The sequence below is a fragment of the Nonomuraea soli genome (genome assembly GCF_013761175.1).
Classification (GTDB): Bacteria; Actinomycetota; Actinomycetes; order Streptosporangiales; family Streptosporangiaceae; genus Nonomuraea; species Nonomuraea soli.
In genome coordinates, this window is record NZ_JACDUR010000001.1 from 1 (window position 1) to 18,278 (window position 18,278).

At 69.3% G+C, this 18,278-nt stretch carries 15 protein-coding genes and 2 rRNA genes; 10 read left to right on the forward strand and 7 right to left on the reverse strand.

The window, feature by feature from the left end:
- The 3 genes from HNR30_RS00005 to HNR30_RS00015 all read left to right on the forward strand — a co-directional run.
- Nucleotides 1–99: ribosomal RNA gene (locus tag HNR30_RS00005) — 23S ribosomal RNA — on the forward strand; the annotation flags it as partial.
- Between the two features lie 78 nt (nt 100–177).
- Nucleotides 178–294: ribosomal RNA gene (gene rrf / locus HNR30_RS00010) — 5S ribosomal RNA — on the forward strand.
- Nucleotides 295–574: 280 nt separating this feature from the next.
- Complete coding sequence (locus HNR30_RS00015) at nt 575–1,927, forward strand: S1 family peptidase (protein ID WP_181606862.1); 1,353 nt, start codon at nt 575–577, stop codon at nt 1,925–1,927.
- Nucleotides 1,928–2,271: 344 nt separating this feature from the next.
- On the opposite strand, the gene HNR30_RS00020 is transcribed toward HNR30_RS00015, so the two are convergent.
- Nucleotides 2,272–3,723, reverse strand: coding sequence for a phosphodiester glycosidase family protein (locus HNR30_RS00020; protein WP_181606868.1), 1,452 nt, complete (start codon nt 3,721–3,723; stop codon nt 2,272–2,274).
- A gap of 231 nt (nt 3,724–3,954) precedes the next feature.
- Here HNR30_RS00020 and trpS point away from each other — a divergent pair, with 231 nt between their 5' ends.
- The 3 genes from trpS (at nt 3,955) to HNR30_RS00035 (ending at nt 6,674) form a co-directional block, all read left to right on the forward strand.
- Nucleotides 3,955–4,923 (forward strand): tryptophan--tRNA ligase, encoded by a 969-nt coding sequence (gene trpS, locus HNR30_RS00025; RefSeq protein ID WP_181606878.1) that lies wholly within the window; start codon nt 3,955–3,957, stop codon nt 4,921–4,923.
- 77 nt (nt 4,924–5,000) lie between these two features.
- Nucleotides 5,001–5,459 carry a hypothetical protein gene (locus HNR30_RS00030; protein ID WP_181606883.1) on the forward strand — a complete coding sequence of 153 codons (459 nt, stop codon included), beginning with the start codon at nt 5,001–5,003 and terminating at the stop codon, nt 5,457–5,459.
- Between the two features lie 117 nt (nt 5,460–5,576).
- Nucleotides 5,577–6,674, forward strand: coding sequence for a helix-turn-helix transcriptional regulator (locus HNR30_RS00035; RefSeq protein ID WP_181606886.1), 1,098 nt, complete (start codon nt 5,577–5,579; stop codon nt 6,672–6,674).
- Here the strand turns inward: HNR30_RS00035 and HNR30_RS00040 are convergent.
- Nucleotides 6,671–8,146: an LLM class flavin-dependent oxidoreductase gene (locus HNR30_RS00040; RefSeq protein ID WP_181606889.1), complete on the reverse strand. Its 1,476-nt coding sequence runs from the start codon at nt 8,144–8,146 to the stop codon at nt 6,671–6,673. The two genes, HNR30_RS00035 and HNR30_RS00040, sit on opposite strands and share 4 nt — an antisense overlap.
- A gap of 75 nt (nt 8,147–8,221) precedes the next feature.
- Between HNR30_RS00040 and HNR30_RS00045 the strand changes: the two genes are divergently transcribed.
- The gene (locus HNR30_RS00045) at nt 8,222–8,707 is read left to right on the forward strand and encodes a MarR family winged helix-turn-helix transcriptional regulator (protein WP_181606892.1); all 486 of its coding nucleotides are present in this window, start codon (nt 8,222–8,224) and stop codon (nt 8,705–8,707) included.
- 8 nt (nt 8,708–8,715) lie between these two features.
- Here the strand turns inward: HNR30_RS00045 and HNR30_RS00050 are convergent, their stop codons facing one another.
- The 4 genes from HNR30_RS00050 to HNR30_RS00065 all read right to left on the reverse strand — a co-directional run bounded on the left by HNR30_RS00050 (nt 8,716) and on the right by HNR30_RS00065 (nt 13,111).
- Nucleotides 8,716–9,030 carry a cupin domain-containing protein gene (locus tag HNR30_RS00050; RefSeq protein WP_181606897.1) on the reverse strand — a complete coding sequence of 105 codons (315 nt, stop codon included), beginning with the start codon at nt 9,028–9,030 and terminating at the stop codon, nt 8,716–8,718.
- A 45-nt stretch (nt 9,031–9,075) separates the two neighbouring features.
- A complete protein-coding gene (locus HNR30_RS00055; protein ID WP_181606906.1) occupies nt 9,076–10,722 on the reverse strand; it encodes a PucR family transcriptional regulator in 1,647 nt (548 codons plus the stop codon).
- A 90-nt stretch (nt 10,723–10,812) separates the two neighbouring features.
- Nucleotides 10,813–12,396, reverse strand: coding sequence for an AMP-binding protein (locus tag HNR30_RS00060; protein WP_181606909.1), 1,584 nt, complete (start codon nt 12,394–12,396; stop codon nt 10,813–10,815).
- 13 nt (nt 12,397–12,409) lie between these two features.
- On the reverse strand, nt 12,410–13,111 hold the full coding sequence (locus HNR30_RS00065; RefSeq protein WP_181606911.1) for a TetR/AcrR family transcriptional regulator: 702 nt from the start codon (nt 13,109–13,111) through the stop codon (nt 12,410–12,412).
- 56 nt (nt 13,112–13,167) lie between these two features.
- Here HNR30_RS00065 and HNR30_RS00070 point away from each other — a divergent pair, with 56 nt between their 5' ends.
- The gene (locus HNR30_RS00070; RefSeq protein WP_312894158.1) at nt 13,168–14,616 is read left to right on the forward strand and encodes an MFS transporter; all 1,449 of its coding nucleotides are present in this window, start codon (nt 13,168–13,170) and stop codon (nt 14,614–14,616) included.
- On the opposite strand, the gene HNR30_RS00075 is transcribed toward HNR30_RS00070, so the two are convergent.
- Nucleotides 14,592–15,293 carry an alternative oxidase gene (locus HNR30_RS00075; protein WP_181606915.1) on the reverse strand — a complete coding sequence of 234 codons (702 nt, stop codon included), beginning with the start codon at nt 15,291–15,293 and terminating at the stop codon, nt 14,592–14,594. The two genes, HNR30_RS00070 and HNR30_RS00075, sit on opposite strands and share 25 nt — an antisense overlap.
- Nucleotides 15,294–15,477: 184 nt before the next feature.
- Here HNR30_RS00075 and HNR30_RS00080 point away from each other — a divergent pair, with 184 nt between their 5' ends.
- Both HNR30_RS00080 and HNR30_RS00085 read left to right on the forward strand, forming a co-directional pair.
- Nucleotides 15,478–16,752: an aspartate aminotransferase family protein gene (locus tag HNR30_RS00080; protein WP_181606918.1), complete on the forward strand. Its 1,275-nt coding sequence runs from the start codon at nt 15,478–15,480 to the stop codon at nt 16,750–16,752.
- Nucleotides 16,739–18,226 carry a CoA-acylating methylmalonate-semialdehyde dehydrogenase gene (locus HNR30_RS00085; protein ID WP_181606920.1) on the forward strand — a complete coding sequence of 496 codons (1,488 nt, stop codon included), beginning with the start codon at nt 16,739–16,741 and terminating at the stop codon, nt 18,224–18,226. Before HNR30_RS00080 ends, HNR30_RS00085 begins: the two co-directional genes overlap by 14 nt.
- Nucleotides 18,227–18,278 lie beyond the last annotated feature (52 nt).

Here is an 18,278-nt window from a genome sequence, read left to right on the forward strand (position 1 = left end):
GGGTAAGGCTCCCAGTAGACGACTGGGTTGATAGGCCGGAGGTGGAAGCACAGTAATGTGTGGAGCTGACCGGTACTAATAGGCCGAGGACTTGATCACAAAGCTAACACGTTCTGCGTGTGTAATGCTCGCGTCCACTACGCAATTCTGAGACAGCAAGCGGCTGTTTCGAGGGGTTGCGGTGGTTATGGCGGGAAGGAAACACCCGGTTACATTCCGAACCCGGAAGTTAAGCTTCTCTGCGCCGATGGTACTGCACTCGCCAGGGTGTGGGAGAGTAGGTCGCCGCCGCACAAATTTTGGTTCAGAAAGGCCCACCCGGGGTGACTCGGTGCGGGCCTTTCTGCGTTTCACGGCAACCCCGAAGGCCCGCCCGGCGCGGGCCTTCGGGGTTTCACGACAACGAAGTGTTCGGTACGGGCCTCCTGGCGCGTTTCGGCACCCCCAAACCCAAGCATTCCATGATCGAACAGGCGGGCTGAAACCAGCCTGCAACCGAGCGGCAAACTCCTGCCAGCCGCCTGACATCGCCGAAGCGCACCCTCGCTCCAACGGAGAGACGAGGAGCACGAAGATGCGGCGATCACTGCGCAATGGTGTGGCCCTGGTGAGCTTGAGCCTGGCCGGACTGAGTGTCGCGCCTGCCCACCAGGCCATGGCCCAGGAGCCCATGACCCTGGAGCGGGCCACCACCACCCAACAGGCGTCACGAACATCGCCTGAGGTGTCGATAGGTACCAGGCTGGCGGCGAGGACAGATCCGTCGGTGCGGCAGATCACCACGGTGTACCGCGCCACGATGAGCATCCCGCCGCCGAAGGCGACGAAGGCGTACTACCAGTTGTTCAAGAAGGCGGAAGCCCATGCGAAGGCCGGCCGGATTCCGTCCGACAATCAGAGCCGCCTCAAGTGGGTGCTCAAGACGGCGGGCGGGGATGTCGGCAAGTACTTCGTGCCTGGCAAGGCGGCCAGGGTCGCGCCGGGGGAGATTCCCGGCATCTGCACGGGCTGGTGGGTGACGCCGCAGGGTCATATGGTTACCGGCTCGCACTGCGTGGGCTGGAGCAAGGCGAGCTTCCAGCAGAACTTCGCCGAGATGTTCCTGCCGAAGCTGACCGCTGACGACGCCAAGGCCTTCCTGCAGCCGATGCGGAAGAGCGTGGTGATCGACGAGGGCCTGACGAAGCTCGCCCAGACGTTGTTCGCCACCTTCAACGTCAAGCACCTCAAGCTGAAGAACCCGCGCAGCGCCGTCTACCTCGGCTCGGTGGACGCCTACGTCGAGGGCAAGGCGCCGCGGCTGACGCTGCTGAGGAAGGGCGAGGACTGGCCGGGGCTCGACTGGGCGCTGCTCAAGGCGAGCAACATGCGGAACCTGCCGACCGTGCCGCTCGGCCGTGACGGGGACGTGCGCGTGGGCGACACGCTCTACATCAACGGCTACCCGGGCACCGTCGACATGAGCCCTTACCTGAGCCGCAAGTCGAAGGATCACCCGACGCTGACGCAGGGCGCGTTCAACGCGATGCGCACCTCGATCAGGGGCGTGCCGTACATCCAGACGCAGGTCCCGGTCTACGGCGGGAACTCGGGCGGCCCGGTCTTCAACAAGGACGGCAAGGTCATCGGCATCGCGATCGCGGTGCTGATCAGCGACCGGATCGGCGGGCAGACGGAGAACTCGACGCTGGTGCTGCCCGTGGACCTGATCAAGCAGCAGCTCAAGCTGGCCGGTGTCACCCCGGTGACGTCGCGGACCTCGGCGGTCTACTACTCGGCGCTCGACGACTTCTTCGCCGACCGCTACAAGGCGGCGCTGCCGAAGTTCGTCAAGGTGCTGCGCATGCACCCGCAGCACCTGTACGTGCGGAGCTTCATCAAGCAGGCGAAGCAGGCGATCGCCGCAGGACGCGACAAGAGCCGTTAATGATGCAAGGGGCCTGTGAGCCCACCGCAGACATCACCGCAAGCTCCACCCATGCGTAGATCGCTGACCGCAGTGGTCATGGTGGGGCTCACGGTGGTGAGGGCGTCGCCTCCGCCTCCCGCGGGGGCGACGCCGCGCCCGCGACCGGGACGGTGGTGGCGGCCAGGACCGATCCGGCCGTCCGCCGGCTCTCCCTCGTCGTCAGGGCCAGGCTGTAGGCGGCCGACAAACGCTACAAGCCCGCCCTGCTGAATGCACCCCCAGCACCTGCACGTGCGCGGCTACATCGCCGCGCTCACGGCAGGATGAGCAACGCGTCGCCCCCGGCCCGCTCGCGTCCGTGGTCACGGCAGGATGAGCAACGCGTCGCCCACGGCCCGCTCGCGGCCGTCGGACGGCTTGTTGACGACCTTCTTGCCGACCACCATCGCGCTGGAGCCGCCGCCGTCCAGGTTGATCGCCTGGACGGCGCCCATCCAGCGCATCAGCTGGGCGGCCTCGATCATGTTGGCCCCGACCGTCACGCCGGGCTTGCGGCCGTCGACGGTGGCCACGATGAGGCCGCCGCCGCGGGTCACGCCGACCATCGTGCGGGGGTGACGGCGCAGCACCATGTTGACCGAGTCGTGGCCGTCGCGCTTGGCCGACACCCGGACCCGGCCGTTGCGGACCAGGCCCACGCCGCCGCCGATGACGTGCACGTCGGGGGCGAGTGCGATGGCCGAGCCGGTGCGCAGGTCGATGACCTTGGTGTCGAAGGTCATCGTCCAGCCCTCCCAGGCGTGCTGGTAGAGCCAGTCGGAGGCGACGCCCGAGGCGTGCAGCACCCGGTGACCGGCCGGGATCGCCGCTCCGGAGGTGCGCAGCCCCACGATCTTGCCGGAGGCGTCGATCACCGCGTCGGCTCCGCCGTTGGCGGGGGTCTTGGCGCCCCATTCCTCGGTGTAGAGCACCATCTCGTCGGCGCCGGCGTTGCGGTTGACGCCCTGGACGTCGACCCGGGCGCTGTCCTGGGCGATGGCCGCCACGGTGGTCTTGATCTCGGTGACGCGTGCCGTACGGCCCTTGAGGACCAGGGCGGAACGGCCGGGCACGGCTTCGCTGAGCAGCCTGCCGCCGACCACCGAGACGCCGACCGGCTCGCCGCGCAGGGCGGAGAGGGTGTGGATGTTGAAGAAGCCGCCGTTGACGGCGGCCAGCGCGCCCGCCGCCTTGGCCATCGACGAGGTGGTCTCGCGCTTGGCGACGCTGGTGCCGAGGCTCGCGGCGTACGAGCCGCGGAAACGCCGGCCGTCGATCATGAGGACCTTCATGTTCCACGGTCCGGTGGTCTGCACGCCGTCGTCGCCGAGGAAGTCGACCTTCGACTTGATCCCGGCGTCCTTCAGCGCCTTGACCGTCTTGGCCGCTTCGTCCTTGTCCTTCAGCGACCACAGGCCCACGCGGACGGTGAAGTACTCCTTGGCGGGGCCGTCGGAGACCTGCGGCTTGACCATCGGCTGGACGCTCGGGGTCTCGCCCGCGGCCTCCACCTCGCCCGCTTTCAGCTCGGCGTCCTGGAGGGTGCCGTGATCACGGCCGTTCGGCATCAGGATGGTGACCGTGTAGCCGTCGGTGGCCTTGCCGGCCTTCAGGGTGAACAACTCCACGCCCTGCCCCAGGCTGGACACGGACTTGGCCGTGGGGCCGCCCAGGGGAAACTCCGAGCTGGGCAGATCGGCGGCATGGGCCGTCGCCGCCGAAACGGTGAGACAGGTGGCCGTGGCGAGACCGACGACGAGGGTGCGTCGTGACATGAACACTCCAGAGGGGACCTAACGGGACCGAACCATCCTGGCGAGGTGATCATGGACGGCGCGGCAGAACACGCAAACCCGGTTGGAGTGGTTACAGGATTGGGACACAATGGATCCATGACTCGAGTCAGCATGTGGTGGCGGCCGCCCGACGGCCCCTGACTTTCGCATGCTGCGCAAAGGCCGTCCCCGGGGACGGCCTTCCTGGGGACCTCGTCGATGGAGACCCAGATGAGACACACCGTGCTGACCGGCGACCGGCCCACCGGACCGCTGCACATCGGCCACTACTTCGGTTCGCTGGCCAACCGGATCAGGCTGCAGGACGAACACGACGTCTACGTGCTCGTCGCCGACTACCAGGTGATCACCGACCGCGACCTGCCGGGCGAGATCAGGCGCAACACCGTCGACGTGGTCCTCGACTACCTGGCCATCGGCCTGTCGAACACGACGATCTTCCAGCACAGCGCCGTCCCCGAGCTGAACCAGCTGCTGCTGCCGTTCCTGAGCCTGGTGACCGTCTCGGAGCTGCAGCGCAACCCCACGGTCAAGGACGAGATCGCGCACAGCTCCCAGGCGGCGGTCAGCGGGCTGATGTTCACCTATCCGGTGCACCAGGCGGCCGACATCCTGTTCTGTAAGGGCGACCTGGTGCCGGTCGGCAAGGACCAGTTGCCGCACATCGAGGTGACCCGGGTGATCGCGCGGCGCTTCAACGAGCGCTACGCGCCGGTCTTTCCCGTCCCCGACGCGCTGCTCAGCCAGACGCCGCTGCTCAAGGGGCTCGACGGCGGCAAGATGAGCAAGTCGCGCGGCAACGCCATCGCCCTGAAGGCCTCCGACGACGAGACCGCGGCGCTGATCAGGCGGGCGGTGACCGACGCCGAGCGGCACATCACCTTCGAGCCGGAGCGGCGGCCCGAGGTGGCCAACCTGCTGACCATCGCGGGCCTGTGCACCGGCCGCGCGCCCGAGGCGATCGCGGAGGAGATCGGCGACGGGGGTGCGTCGGCGCTCAAGCGGCTGGTCATCGAGGCGGTCAACGAGTTCTTCCGCCCCATCAGGGACAAACGCCGCTCGCTGGCGGAGGCGGACGTGCACGACGTGCTGCGCGCCGGCAACGCGCGGGCCCGCGAGGTGGCCGTGCGCACGCTCGACGAGGTACGGCAGGCGATGGGCTACGCGTTCGGGCCGTGAGGCATGACATTCGGCTGCAAGGGCTAGGTATAGGCATACTCAGGTGTTCTTCAAGCATCACCCGGACACTTCTAGCCATGAGAACCCTGCTGGCCCTCCTGGCCCCCGCCGTCGCCGCCGTCCTCCTCGCCGCGCAGCCCGCGAGCGCCGTGCCCTCCGTCAAGTGGGGCCCGTACCAGACCCCCGGTGGCAAGGCGAAGGTGCACGGCACCTACATCGCCGTCGGCGAGGACCACGACGTCCTGCCCACCGCCGACACCCTGACCGTCAAGGGCAAGCTCACCGACTACGCCCGCTCGCCCGGCACCTGCGCCTGGGTGATGTGGCAGTTCGCCATCCGCAAGGGCAACCAGTTCGTCATCAAGGAGAAGAACATCCGCGACTGCTCGTACGGCACGGCCCGGAAGTTCACGCTCGTCTACAAGGACGTCTACCAGGCAGAACTCAAGGTCTGCTCCGAGGGCAAGGCCGCGGAGCCGTCGGCTTCGTGCCGCTACTCGGGCACCTGGAAGATCATTTACAAGTCGCCGCTGTAGCCGTACCCCCTCCCGCGGACCGTCGTGTCACTGAGCGGTCCGCGGTCAGGTTCAGGGTTACCTCGGATCCCCCGGCGGCCTCGCGTCCCTAACGTCATTGTCTGGGAGGTGGGGGAGATGGTCGCCTTCGTGGGAAGGACGGCGGAGCGCACCGCGATCAGGGACGCGCTCCGCGACCGGACAGGGATCCTCGTCGTCGGTGAGCCGGGGGCGGGCAAGAGCAGGCTGCTGGCGGAGACGGTGCGCGGGCTGGGCGTCGTGCGCGTGTCGGGCGCGGGGCCGGAGATCGCCTTCGGGGCGTTCGCGCATCTGCTGTCGGGCGAACCGCAAGGGCTCAACCCGGTGCGCTGGGCGGCCGGGCAGATCGAGGTCGAGGCGCTGGTCGTCGACGACGCGCACCTGCTCGATCCGCACTCGGCGGCGCTGGTCAGGCACCTGGCGGAGCACCACGGCGTACGGCTGGCCGTCGCCGCCGTGAGCGGGGCGGCACTGCCCGGGCAACTGGTGGAGTTGTGGAAGGAAGGGCGGCTGGCCAGGCTCGACCTCGGCCCGCTGTCGGCGTCCGACAGCGCGAGGCTGCTGTCACTGGCGCTCGGCGGCCAGGTCGAGGGACTGACCTCGCGCAGGTTGTGGCACGCCACCCGCGGCAACGTACGGTTCCTGGTCGAGCTGGTCACCTCGGGGCCGTTCGCCTACAGCGGCGGGTTGTGGCGCTGGCCCGGCGAGATCGTCCTCACCGAGCGGCTGCGGCTGCTGGTGGAGGCCGCGATCGGCGAGGTCGACGAGCAGGAACGGTCGGTGCTGGAGTACGTCGCCTTCGGCGAGCCGCTGGAGCTGGCCACGCTCATCGAACTGGCCGGCACCGACGCCGTCGAGCGCATGGAGCGCCGCGGCCTCATCTCGGTGGGCGACCAGCCCCTGCGGGTCCAGCTGGCGCACCCGCTCTACGCCCAGGTGATCCGTACCTGGACCGGCCCCGTGCGTACCCGCGGCCACCTGGCCAGGGTCATCCCTTTCTCCTCCGGCGATCAGCAGATCTCCGAGCTGAGCGGCCGGGAGAAGGAGATAGCCCGACTGGCGTCGTGGAACCTGACCAACCGTGAGATCGCCGACCTGCTCACCGTCTCGCCGCGCACGGTCGGCAACCATCTGTGCCGTATCTATTCCAAGCTCGGCGTCAACCACCGGCTCGACCTGGCCAGGCTGCTGGCCTAGAAGCCGACGCGCGACAGCGGCTCGACCAGTTCGCGCTCCTCGTACGACAGGTGCGACAGCAGCGCGTCGGTGAGCAGGTCGACCTCCGCGCGCAGCAGGTCGAGACCGTCGGGGGACTCCACTGTGGCGACCAGTGCCTGGTCGACGCGCTCCAGGATGCCGTGGATGACGTGGTGCTCCTCTTCGAGCCTGGTCAGGACCGGGGTGAGGCCTGGGTCCGCCCGCCGTAGCCGGGGGAAGAGCGATTGGTCCTCCAGCGTGTGATGGGTGGTCACGACCCGGCAGTAGGCCGAGCAGTAGGCGCCGAGGGTCCAGTCGTTCTGGCGCATTGTCATGCGGTTGATCGCCGCGCGGGCCTGGCCCGCGCTCAGGCGGCTGGCGACGACCTGCTCGATCAGGTCTCTGACCTGCTCCAGCTCGGAGCGCAGGTGGTCGTGGACGTCGACCAGGTGCTGCCCGGCCGCCTGCTCCTGGTGGGTGAGCGGACGTGCCCCCGCGGGCACGGGGGCGGTGGGCCGGGTGGATTCGTCCCAAGCGCGCTCGCCGCTGAGCCGTACGCCGGGGGCGGGGGTGGCGATGGTCGCGGACTCGTGCGCGGCCGGCGCCTCCGGCTCCCCGGCGGGAGCGTCCTGCTCGCTCTCGATCAGCTCCCGTACGGCAGGCGCGACCTCGGCCGCGAACAGCTGGATCGTGCGCGGGTCGTCGTCGGCCAGCACGAACGTGCCCATGCCGTAGGTGAGGTTCAGCCCGGCCAGCCGCTCGGCCCACTCCGCCGCGGAGCCCTGGTGGCGGCCCACGTTGTAGAGCCTGCGCACGTCCTGCGGCGAGCGTCCCGCCTCCAGCGCGGCCTCATCGATGATCTTGTTGGCCTCGGCCAGCCGCTCGGGCGGGACATACGACTCGCTCGGCCACCAGCCGTCGCCCAGCCGCCCGACGAGCCGGAGCATGCGCGGCTTGAGCGCTCCGACCCAGATCCGCGGCCGGTGCGGCGGGATCGGGCCGGGCGGTGCGCCCTCCAGCCGGTAGTGCTCGCCCTCGAACGTGACGGGCTGTCCGGGCGTCCACAACGCGCGGATCAGCTCGATGGCCTCCTCCAGCGCCGCCACCGCCTCACCGGGCGAGCGCCGCGGGCCGCCCAGCATGGCCACCCCGTCGGGCATCGCGCCCGCCCCGAGCCCCAGTTCGGCCCGGCCGCCGGTGAGCAGATCGAGGGTGGCGACACTCTTGGCCAGCACCGCAGGCGGGCGCAACGGCAGGTTGGCCACGTTGAGGCTGACGTGTACGCGCTCGGTCCGCGCGGCGATGACGGCGGCCAGGGTCCAGGCGTCGAGGAAGGCGGGATGGTACGGGTGGTCCTGCACGGTCACCAGGTCCAGGCCCTCGCCGTCGGCGAGCTGCGCCAGAGGCAGCACCCGGTCGGGGGTGGGGGTCAGGAAGACGCCGAACTTCAATTCGTGGCCATAGGTCGGCATGACGCTCCAATCGTCTGTCTTTAAGATGATATATCAGGCAGAAGATTGACGAATCAAGCTAGGTAGAATGGCGCCATGACCACGGACACCGGGCTCGACGCCGACCTCGGCTGGGCACTCGGCACCGTCTTCCGCACGTACGTGAAGGCCGCCGACGCCGTCATCAGCGGCCTGCCCGGGGGGCCGCGCGGCTTCCAGATCCTCGCCGCGGCAATGCAGGAGACGCCCGCCAACCAGGGCGCCATCGCCAGACAGCTCGGCATCGACCGCACGGTGATGACCTACCTCGTCGACGACCTGGTCGGGCTCGACCTGGTCGAACGGCAGCCCGACCCGTCCGACCGGCGCAACCGCCGCGTGGTGGCCACCGCCCACGGCCGCGAGGTCTGGGCGCGGCTCCAGGACCGGCTGGCGCGGGTGGAGCAGCACGTGCTCGCGGCACTGGGCGACGACGCGGAGCGTTTCCGCGATCTGGTGGGGCGCCTGGCGGTGGCGCTGGGGAACGACGGTGACCGGATCATGGAGACCTGCGCCGCCGTGGAGGAACTCGGGCCCCTCTAGGGCCGCCGCTAGTGCGCCTGGTAGACCTTGCGGAGCGTCTCGTGCACCGTCCAGGTGGTCCTGGCTCCGGCGTCGAGCAGGCAGACGTCGCCGGGGCCCACCTCGATCGCCGGGCCGCCCTCCACTTCGATCGTGGCCCTGCCGGACAGGACCACGAAGATCTCGTCGTGCTCGACGTCGGTGACCACGCCCGGCGTGATCTCCCAGATGCCGCGTCCCTCGCCGAGCTCCAGCACCGAGACGGCGGGGGTGCCGGAGACGATCTGGGCGGGGTCGAGCTCGTCGGCTTCGAGCACGGCGTCACGGACGGAGAAGGCGCGCATGATGGTCCTCGGATCGGGATGTGGTGACAGGGAGAGCGGGGCGGGTCAGCGCGGCTCGCGGCGGAACGACTCAAGCGCCAGCAGGGCGACGTGCAACGACAGGCACGACTCGACGTCGTCGAGGTCGGTGTCGAGGATGCGTTCCAGCCGTCGCAACCGGTCGTAGAAGGCGGGACGCGACAGATGGGCCTTCTGCGCCGCGACCGCCTTGTTGCGCCCGGCGTCGAGGTAGATGCGCAGGATCCGCGTCAGGTCGCCGCCGCGTTGCGCATCGTGTGCCAGCAGCGGCCCCAGCTCCCGTTCCGCGAAGGTCTGCAGCCGGGCGTCGTCGCGCAGGAGGTGCAGCAGCCCGCGCAGGCGCAGGTCGGGCAGCCGGTAGTAGGCGCGGCCGTCGGGCTGGCGCACGGCGACGTCGGCCACCTGCTCGGCCTCCAGGAAGCTGCGCCGTACGTCGCGGATGCTCTCGACGACCGAGCCGGCGGCCAGCACGAACGCCGAGCCGGGACGCCACAGCATGCGCAGGCGGTCGGCCAGGGCGGTGAGCGCCGGCTCGGCACTGGTGCGCGGCGGAAGCGGCAGCAGCACTCCGACGCGGTCCTGGTCGAGCGCGCCCACCAGGGCGGGCAGGCGGGCGTCGCGGCAGGCGGCGGCGGTGGCCTCGGCGAGCTCGCCGAGCTGGGCCTGGCCGTCGAGGGGTGAGGTCTTCAGCCCGGGGACGCTGGGGGTCTGCTCGGTCGGCTCGGTGGGCCTGATCACGACGCTGATCAGCTTGCGCCCGGTGAGCGGCACGCCGACGGCGCGGGCGCGGGCGGCGGCCTCGTCGGGGTCGGAGTAGGCGTGGGTGAGGATGCCGGTGAGGATCGTGCCGTGCGCCTGCCGTTCGAGCGACTCCTGGTGCCGCTCCAGCAGGCGGCCCAGGGCCAGCGTGGTGGCGGCGCGCTCGGCGAGCACGAGGTCGCGCGGGGTGGGTGGAGCGTCGAAGACCAGGATGAGCCGGCCCCAGTCCTGGCCGCGCGCGCCGACCACGGTGACGAGCCAGCCGGAGGAGGGGTCGAAGGCGGTGCGCCCGGCGGGGGCGACGGCCCTGCTGCGCGACTCCCAGCCGGCGAGCAGTCCGCCGGTGTCGCGCCCGGCGGACTCGCAGGCGAGCACCTGGTGGGCCAGGTTCTCCAGCACCACGGGACGGCCCGACAGGCGGGCGACCTGGGCCAGCACCTCGGTGGGGGAGGCGCCCTCGACGGACAGCTCGGTGAAGACCTCGTGGAGCTGCTCGGAGGCGCGCAGCTCCTCCAGCTGGATCTCGATGATGCGCGAGTGCACCGATTCGGTGATCTGCACGAACGGGGTCTCGCGGGCCAGCACGATCAGCGGCAGGCCGTGGTCCTCGGCCGCCTTGACCACGGGCCTGGGCAGCTCGCGCACGAAGCGCCTGCCCAGCTCGACCACCAGCCCGGACGCGCCGACCCCGGCCAGCTCGGCGATGTAGGCGGCCAGCTTCTCGGGATCCTCCGGAAGCGCGACGCCGGTGGTCAGCACCAGCTCGCCGCCGCGCAGGAGGTGGGCGATGTCGGCGATCTCGCCCACGTGCACCCACCGCACCCGCGTGTCGAGCCGGTCGGCGCCCGCCACCACGCGCGGATTGCCCCGGCGGACGGTCTCCAGGGCGAGGACATCGGCGATGGTGGGAAGCACGGGAGCGAGCCTATCCGATCAGCCTGTAAATAGGGTTAATTATCCATTTACAGTTTGTTGCCTATCCTGTCGCTGTACGTCGCCACAAGATCACAAAGTGTATTCAGTGCCGGGTTCCTGCTCGCGCAACTCCACCCGCCGGATCTTGCCGGAGATCGTCTTGGGCAGCTCGGCGAACTCCAGGCGGCGGATGCGCTTGTAGGGGGCGAGGTTGGCGCCGCAGTAGTCGAGGATGGCGCGGGCGGTCGCCTCGGAGGGCTCGAAGCCGGGCGCCAGGACCACATAGGCCTTCGGTACGGCCAGGCGCACCGGATCGGGTGCGGGCACCACGGCCGCCTCGGCCACCGCCTCGTGCTCCAGGAGCACGCTCTCCAGCTCGAAGGGGGAGATGCGGTAGTCGGAGGCCTTGAAGACGTCGTCGGTGCGGCCCACGTAGGTGATGTAGCCGTCGGCGTCGCGGGTGGCCACGTCGCCGGTGTGGTAGTAGCCGTGGTCGTCCATGGACCGCCCGACATATCCGGACATGAGGCCTAGCGGGCGCCCCTCGCCCAACGGCAGGCAGATCTCCCCGTCGTCACCGGGCTCGCCCGTTACCGGATCCAGCAGGGTGATCTCGTACCCCGGCAGCGGCAACCCCATCGAGCCCGGTTTGACCGCCATCCCCGGCACGTTGCCGATCTGCGCGGTCGTCTCCGTCTGCCCGTAGCCGTCGCGGATCGTGATGCCCCACGCCTTCGCGACCTGGTCGATGATCTCCGGATTGAGCGGCTCCCCCGCGGCCACGGCCGTGCGCAGCGGCAGCTTCCACGCGGCCAGGTCCTCCTGGATGAGCATGCGCCACACGGTCGGCGGCGCGCAGAAGGTCGTGACCGCCTCGTCGCGCAGCACCTCCAGCAGCCTGGCCGCCGAGAACCGCTGGTAGTCGTGGATCAGCACGGTCGCTCCCGCGTTCCACGGCGCGAAGACGTTGCTCCAGGCGTGCTTGGCCCAGCCCGGCGAGGAGATGTTGAGGTGCACGTCGCCGGGGCGCAGCCCGATCCAGTACATCGTGGACAGGTGGCCCACCGGGTAGGAGGCGTGGGTGTGCTCGACCAGCTTCGGCTGGGAGGTCGTACCAGAGGTGAAGTAGAGCAGCAGCGTGTCGCCGGCGCGGGTCGGGCCGTCGGGGGTGAACTCCTCCGGGGCGCTGTAGGCCTCGTGGAAGGGCAGCCAGCCGTAGGCCTCGCCGACGCCGATCTTGGTGTAGGGCCCGCCGGTGAACTTGGCGGCGTCGGCCGCGTTGGCGATGACGTGCCTGACCTCGCCGCGCTCGATGCGCTCGGTGATGTCCTTGGCGGTCAGCAGGGTGGTGGCCGGGATGATGACCGCGCCCAGCTTCATCGCCCCCAGCATCGCCTCCCACAACTCCGGCTGGTTGCCGAGCATCACCAGGATGCGCTCGCCCCGCCGTACGCCCTGGTTGTGCAGCCAGTTGGCGACCTGGTTGGAACGCGCGGCCAGTTCGGCGAAGCCGTAGGACGGACCGCCGACGAACTTCAGCGCCATGCCCTCCTGGTGGTCGAACCAGTCGAGCGCCCAGTTGAACTCCTCCAGCGCCGGCCATCGGAACGTGCGCCGCGCGGTGGCGTAGTCGGAGTCGAGGAGCAGATCACGGGCGGTGCGGAAGTCGGTCATGCCTCCGATCCTGCTACGCGTTCACCCGAGCCTCAAGGCCGTCGAGCACGCACTCGAGGCCGTAGCTGAACGACATCCTCTGCGTCTCCAGGGGATCCATGTCCCTGGTGTCGCGGAAGGCGGCGAACAGTTCGGGGAAGTCGTCGGCGGTGGTCTTCTCGAGGATGTTCATCAGGTCGCCGGGCTGGATTTCCTGCTTGCCCATGGTCTCGCGCCACGTCACCTCCGGGATGGTCTGGCCCATGACGTAGGCCATCACCGTGCCCGTGGCGAAGCTGATCTCCAGGCCCTCGAACCCGGCACGCTGCATCAGGCGCATGATCCGGTCGCTGACGCTCAGCAGGTTGGGCCCCAGGCCGGGGATGCGGCCCAGCAGCCTGGCCAGCCACGGGTGGCGCAGAATGGTGGAGCGCAGGCTGTGGGCGAAGGTCGACAACGCCGGCCTCCAGTGGGCGGTCTCCGGGTCGAGCACCACCACGTCGACCCAGACCCGGTCGTAACACAGCTCCAGGAGCTCGTCCTTGTTGGCCACGTGCCAGTAGATGCTGGTCGCGCCCGCGTTGAGCCTGGCGCCGAGCTTGCGCATGCTCAGGCCTTCGACGCCTTCGGCGTCGAGGAGGTCGAGGGCGGCCCTGACGATCTGGTCGCGGCTGAGCCCTGGCGCCTTGGGCGGCCGCTCTTCGCGGGTCCACACGGAGCTGAACTGCTTCGTCACAAGGCCCAGCATAAATGCAGTCGCACAGTGTGCGAGTTTCGTCGTACAGTGTGCGAGTGGAATCGAACACTGTACGAGACCCCCGCCGGTGGTGGATTCTGGCGGTCCTGTGTCTCTCCCTGCTGGTCCTCGTGATCGACGGCACGGTCCTGAACCTGGCGATCCCCTCCCTGGGCAGGGAGCTGGGGGCCTCCACGTCCGACGTGCAGTGGATCCTGGACGCCTACGTGCTGGCGATGGCCGGCCTGCTCCTGACCGCGGGCAGCCTGTCCGACCGGTTCGGCAGGCGCCTCATGCTCGTCATCGGGCTGACCGTCTTCGGCCTGGCGTCCGTCGTGGCCGTCATGTCGACGGAACCGTGGATGCTCATCCTCGCCCGCGCCCTCATGGGCGTCGGCGCGGCGGTCCTCATGCCCTCGACCCTGTCCATCTTGATGACCGTCTTCGACGAGGAGGAACGACGCAAGGCCATGGCCGGGTGGATGACCGTCTCCATGGTGGGCGTCATCCTCGGGCCCACGCTCGGCGGCTTCCTGCTGGAGCACTTCTGGTGGGGCTCGGTCTTCCTGCTCAACATCCCCGTCGCGATCATCGCGATCATCGCCGCGTTCGTGCTCATGCCCGAGAGCAAGGGCAACGAGCACCGCAGGATCGACCCGGTGGGCGTGGTGCTCTCCGTCGTCGGCCTCACCTCGGCGGTCTACGTGATCATCGAGCGGGAGTGGAACATCCCGGTCATCGCCCTGGCCGTCGTCACCCTCGGCGCCTTCATCTGGTGGGAGCGCCGCTCCGACGAGCCGATGCTGCCGCTGGGAGTCTTCAAGAGCCGCGACTTCAGCGGTGCCGCCTCGACCCTGCTGCTGATGTCGTTCGGCATGGGCGGCGTCATGCTGATCCTCACCTACTACCTGCAGTACGTCCTGGGCTACAGCCCCATGCAGGCCGGCCTGGCCTTCCTGCCCTACGCGATCGCCGCGACCGTCTTCAACGGCCTGGGCGCCACGCTGGGCAAGAAGCTGAGCAACAAGACCCTCATGGTCTCCGGCCTGGTCATCATCTCCGGAGCCTTCGCGATCCTCGCCCTCGGGGAGGGCTACGGCGCGGTGCTCGCCTCGATGCTGGTGATGGGCGTCGGCGGCGGTCTGGCGGGGCCCGCGGGCTACGCCACCATCATGGGCGCCATCCCGCTGGAGCACGCCGGTGTCGGCTCGGCCATGAACGACACGCTCCAGCAGGTCGGCATGGCCATCAGCATCGCCCTGCTGGGCAGCGTTCTGGCGGGGGTCTTCGCCTCCAACATGCCTGCCGAGGTGCCGGCCGCGGTGGCCGACTCGATCGACCTGTCGTTCACCCGGTTCCCGGCGGCGGCCGAGCCCGCGCTCGGCGCCGCCATGTCGACAGGCTCCTGGGTCGCCGCCGCACTCAGCCTCGCGGCGGCGGTGTACGGCGCCTTCGTGCTGAAGGGCAGGAAGCCCGCCGCTCAGGACCCGGTGACGGTCGGCTGAGCCATCTTCTCCAGGCTGTCGAGCTTGTGCACCCGCTCGTCGTGGCCGATCTGGCGCATCAGGTCGGCCACCGAGCGGTAGCGCCCGTACTCGTCGGCGTAGGTGCCCGGGTCGGGAACGAACTCCAGGTCCGGGTTCTCCGCCACGAAGGTCATGTACTCGTGCTCGGCGTGATCCTCGAACTCGGCGTTCAGCCGGTAGCTCGACTTCGGGTGGACCAGGAACAGCAGCCACGAGACGTGGTAGTAGAAGAACGAGATCGCCCAGGGCGCCGCCCGGTGCAGCAGCCAGTTGCGCTTGAGCCCCTGGCGGTCGACCAGGTCCTCCATGATCAGCAGGTGGAACTGCTCGTTGTCCTGGTCCTCGCGGGCCTCGACGATGCGCTCGAAGACCCGTCGGGCCAGGTGGGACCGGCTGCGATGGCGGTGGACCGCCCAGTACCCCATACGCTCCCAGGCCTGGTACGGCACGCGGGCGATGATCTCCAGCATGGCGAACTTCGTGAACGATCCCTGCTTGCCGTACAGGATGTCCACGGGCTTGAACATCAGCTTGGCCAGCAGGCTGTAGCGCATCCGCGGAGTGTCGAGGGTCTCCTGCTGCGCCTGCTTGAGCTGCTCCCTGGTGAGCTTGACGGGTCCGGCGAGGGTCTGCGGCTTTTCGATCGTGATTGTCATGCATTGATGGTGCGGGCAGGGACCCTCGCCGGTCGTCGCCCGCTGGGAGGCATTGAAAACGCCCGGCGTACCGCGCCAGGTGGACGGGAGATCCCCTAGGGGGTGGACAGGATGTAAGGGGATTTCGCGCCCCGCCGACAGTTTGACGGTGGGAGCAGCCGCGCTGAGCAGGGATACTCGGAACATGTCCGACCTTCTCGCACGCCACCGGGCCGTCATCCCCAACTGGGTGGCACTCAACTACGCCGAACCCATCGAGATCGTCAGCGGCAAGGGCAACCGAGTCGTCGATCACACGGGCAAGAGCTACCTGGACTTCTTCGCCGGGATCCTGACCAACATGATCGGCTACGACGTGCCCGAGGTGCGGGAAGCCGTCGAACGTCAGCTGGCCACAGGCGTCGTGCACACCAGCACCGTCTACCTGCTGCGCGGCCAGATCGAGCTCGCCGAGAAGATCGCCAGGCTGTCGGGCATCCCCGACGCCAAGGTCTTCTTCACCAACTCCGGCACCGAGGCCAACGAGACCGCCCTCCTCCTGGCGACGTACGCGCGCAAGACCGACCAGGTGCTGGCGATGCGCCAGAGCTACCACGGCCGCTCCTTCGGCGCGATCTCGGTGACCTCCAACACCACGTGGAAGAACAACTCGATGTCGCCGCTGAACGTGCACTTCCTGCACGGCGCGGACCGCCACCTGCCGGCCTTCAGGGGCATGGGCGACGCGGAGTACATCGAGGCGTGCGTCGCCGACCTGCGCCACGCCCTGGCCACCGTCGTCTCCCGTGACGTCGCCGCGCTGATCGCCGAGCCGATCCAGGGCGTCGGCGGCTTCACCGCCGCTCCCGACGGGCTGTTCAAGGCCTACAAGGAGGTGCTCGACGAGCACGGCATCCTGCTCATCTCCGACGAGGTGCAGACCGGCTGGGGCCGTACGGGCTCGGCCTTCTTCGGCATCCAGAACCACGACGTCACGCCGGACATGATGACCTTCGCCAAGGGACTGGGCAACGGCTTCGCCGTCGGCGGCATCGTCGCGCGCGGCGACCTCATGGACGGCCTGCACGCGGTGGGCCTGTCGACCTTCGGCGGCAACCCGATCTCCATGGCCGCCGCCAACGCCACCCTCGACTACGTGCTCGACCACGACCTGCAGGCCAACGCCGCGCGGACCGGGAAGATCATCATCGACGGCCTGCGTGAGGCGGCCCAGCGCCTGCCCATCGTCAAGGAGGTGCGCGGCAAGGGCCTGATGTTCGCCATCGAGCTCGCCGAGCCCGCCCACGCCGGACGGTTCATGGAGGAGAGCAAGAAGCTCGGCCTGCTCGCGGGCAAGGGCGGCCTGTACGGCACGGCCATCCGCATGGCCCCGCCGCTCACCCTGACCGTGGAAGAGGCGCACGAGGGCCTCGACATCATCGTCAACGCTCTGGAAGTCATTCAGGATGAAGTTCGTTAAGCACTGGATCAACGGCACCGAACACGACGGCGACAGCCGCACGGCGCCGATCTCGAACCCGGCCACCGGCCAGGCCAGCGGCCAGGTCGCGATGGCCTCGGCGGCCGACGTCGACGCCGCCGTCGCCTCCGCCAAGGCCGCCTTCCCCGCCTGGCGCGACGCTTCGCTGGTCAAGCGGGCGCAGGTGCTCTTCCGTTTCCGCGAGCTGATGGACGCCCACCGCGACGAGCTGGCCGGGCTGATCTCCGCCGAGCACGGCAAGGTGCACTCCGACGCGCTCGGCGAGGTGGCGCGCGGCCTGGAGGTCGTCGAGTTCGCCTGCGGCATCCCGCACCTGCTCAAGGGCGGCTTCTCCGAGGGCGTCTCGACGCGGGTCGACTCCTACTCGATTCGCCAGCCGCTGGGCGTGGTCGCCGGCATCACGCCGTTCAACTTCCCGGCGATGGTGCCGATGTGGATGTTCCCCATCGCCATCGCCTGCGGCAACGCCTTCATCCTCAAGCCGTCGGAGAAGGATCCGTCGGCCTCGCTGCTGATGGCCCGGCTGTGGAAGCAGGCGGGGCTGCCCGACGGCGTCTTCAGCGTCGTGCAGGGTGACAAGGTCGCCGTCGACCGGCTGCTGGAGCACCCGGACGTCAAGGCGGTCTCGTTCGTCGGCTCCACGCCGATCGCCCGCTACGTCTACGAGAGCGGTACGGCCGCCGGCAAGCGGGTGCAGGCGCTCGGCGGAGCGAAGAACCACATGCTGGTGCTTCCCGACGCCGACCTGGACCTGGTGGCCGACTCGGCGGTCTCGGCGGGCTTCGGCTCGGCGGGCGAGCGCTGCATGGCGATCTCGGTCGTCCTGGCCGTCGAGCCCGTCGCGGACGAGCTGGTCTCCAAGATCGTCTCGCGGGTCGAGCAGCTGAAGATCGGGCCGGGCGACAACCCCGAGGCCGAGATGGGCCCGCTGGTCACCCGGGAGCACCGCGACAAGGTGGCCTCCTACCTCGACCTCGACGAGGGCTTCAAGATCGTGGTCGACGGCCGCGAGACCGAGGTGCTCGGCGGTCGAGGTGAGGGCTTCTGGCTCGGACCGACCGTCCTGGACCACGTCCAGGTCGGCTCGCGCGTGCACACCGAGGAGATCTTCGGCCCGGTGCTGTCCGTCGTGCGCGTCTCCTCCTACGAGGAGGGGCTCGAGGTCATCAACAACCTCGAGTACGGCAACGGCACAGCGATCTTCACCAACGACGGGGGAGCGGCCCGCCGCTTCCAGAACGAGGTCGAGGTGGGCATGGTCGGCATCAACGTGCCGATCCCGGTGCCGATGGCCTTCTACAGCTTCGGCGGCTGGAAGTCGTCGCTCTTCGGCGACACCCACGTGCACGGCACCGAGGGCGTGCACTTCTACACCCGCGGCAAGGTGGTCACCTCGCGCTGGCTCGACCCCTCGCACGGCGGCGTGAACCTCGGGTTCCCGACGAACAGGTGAACGACGTCAGGGGGCGCGGGCCGACCGGCTCGCGCCCCCTTCCCGTGCGGCG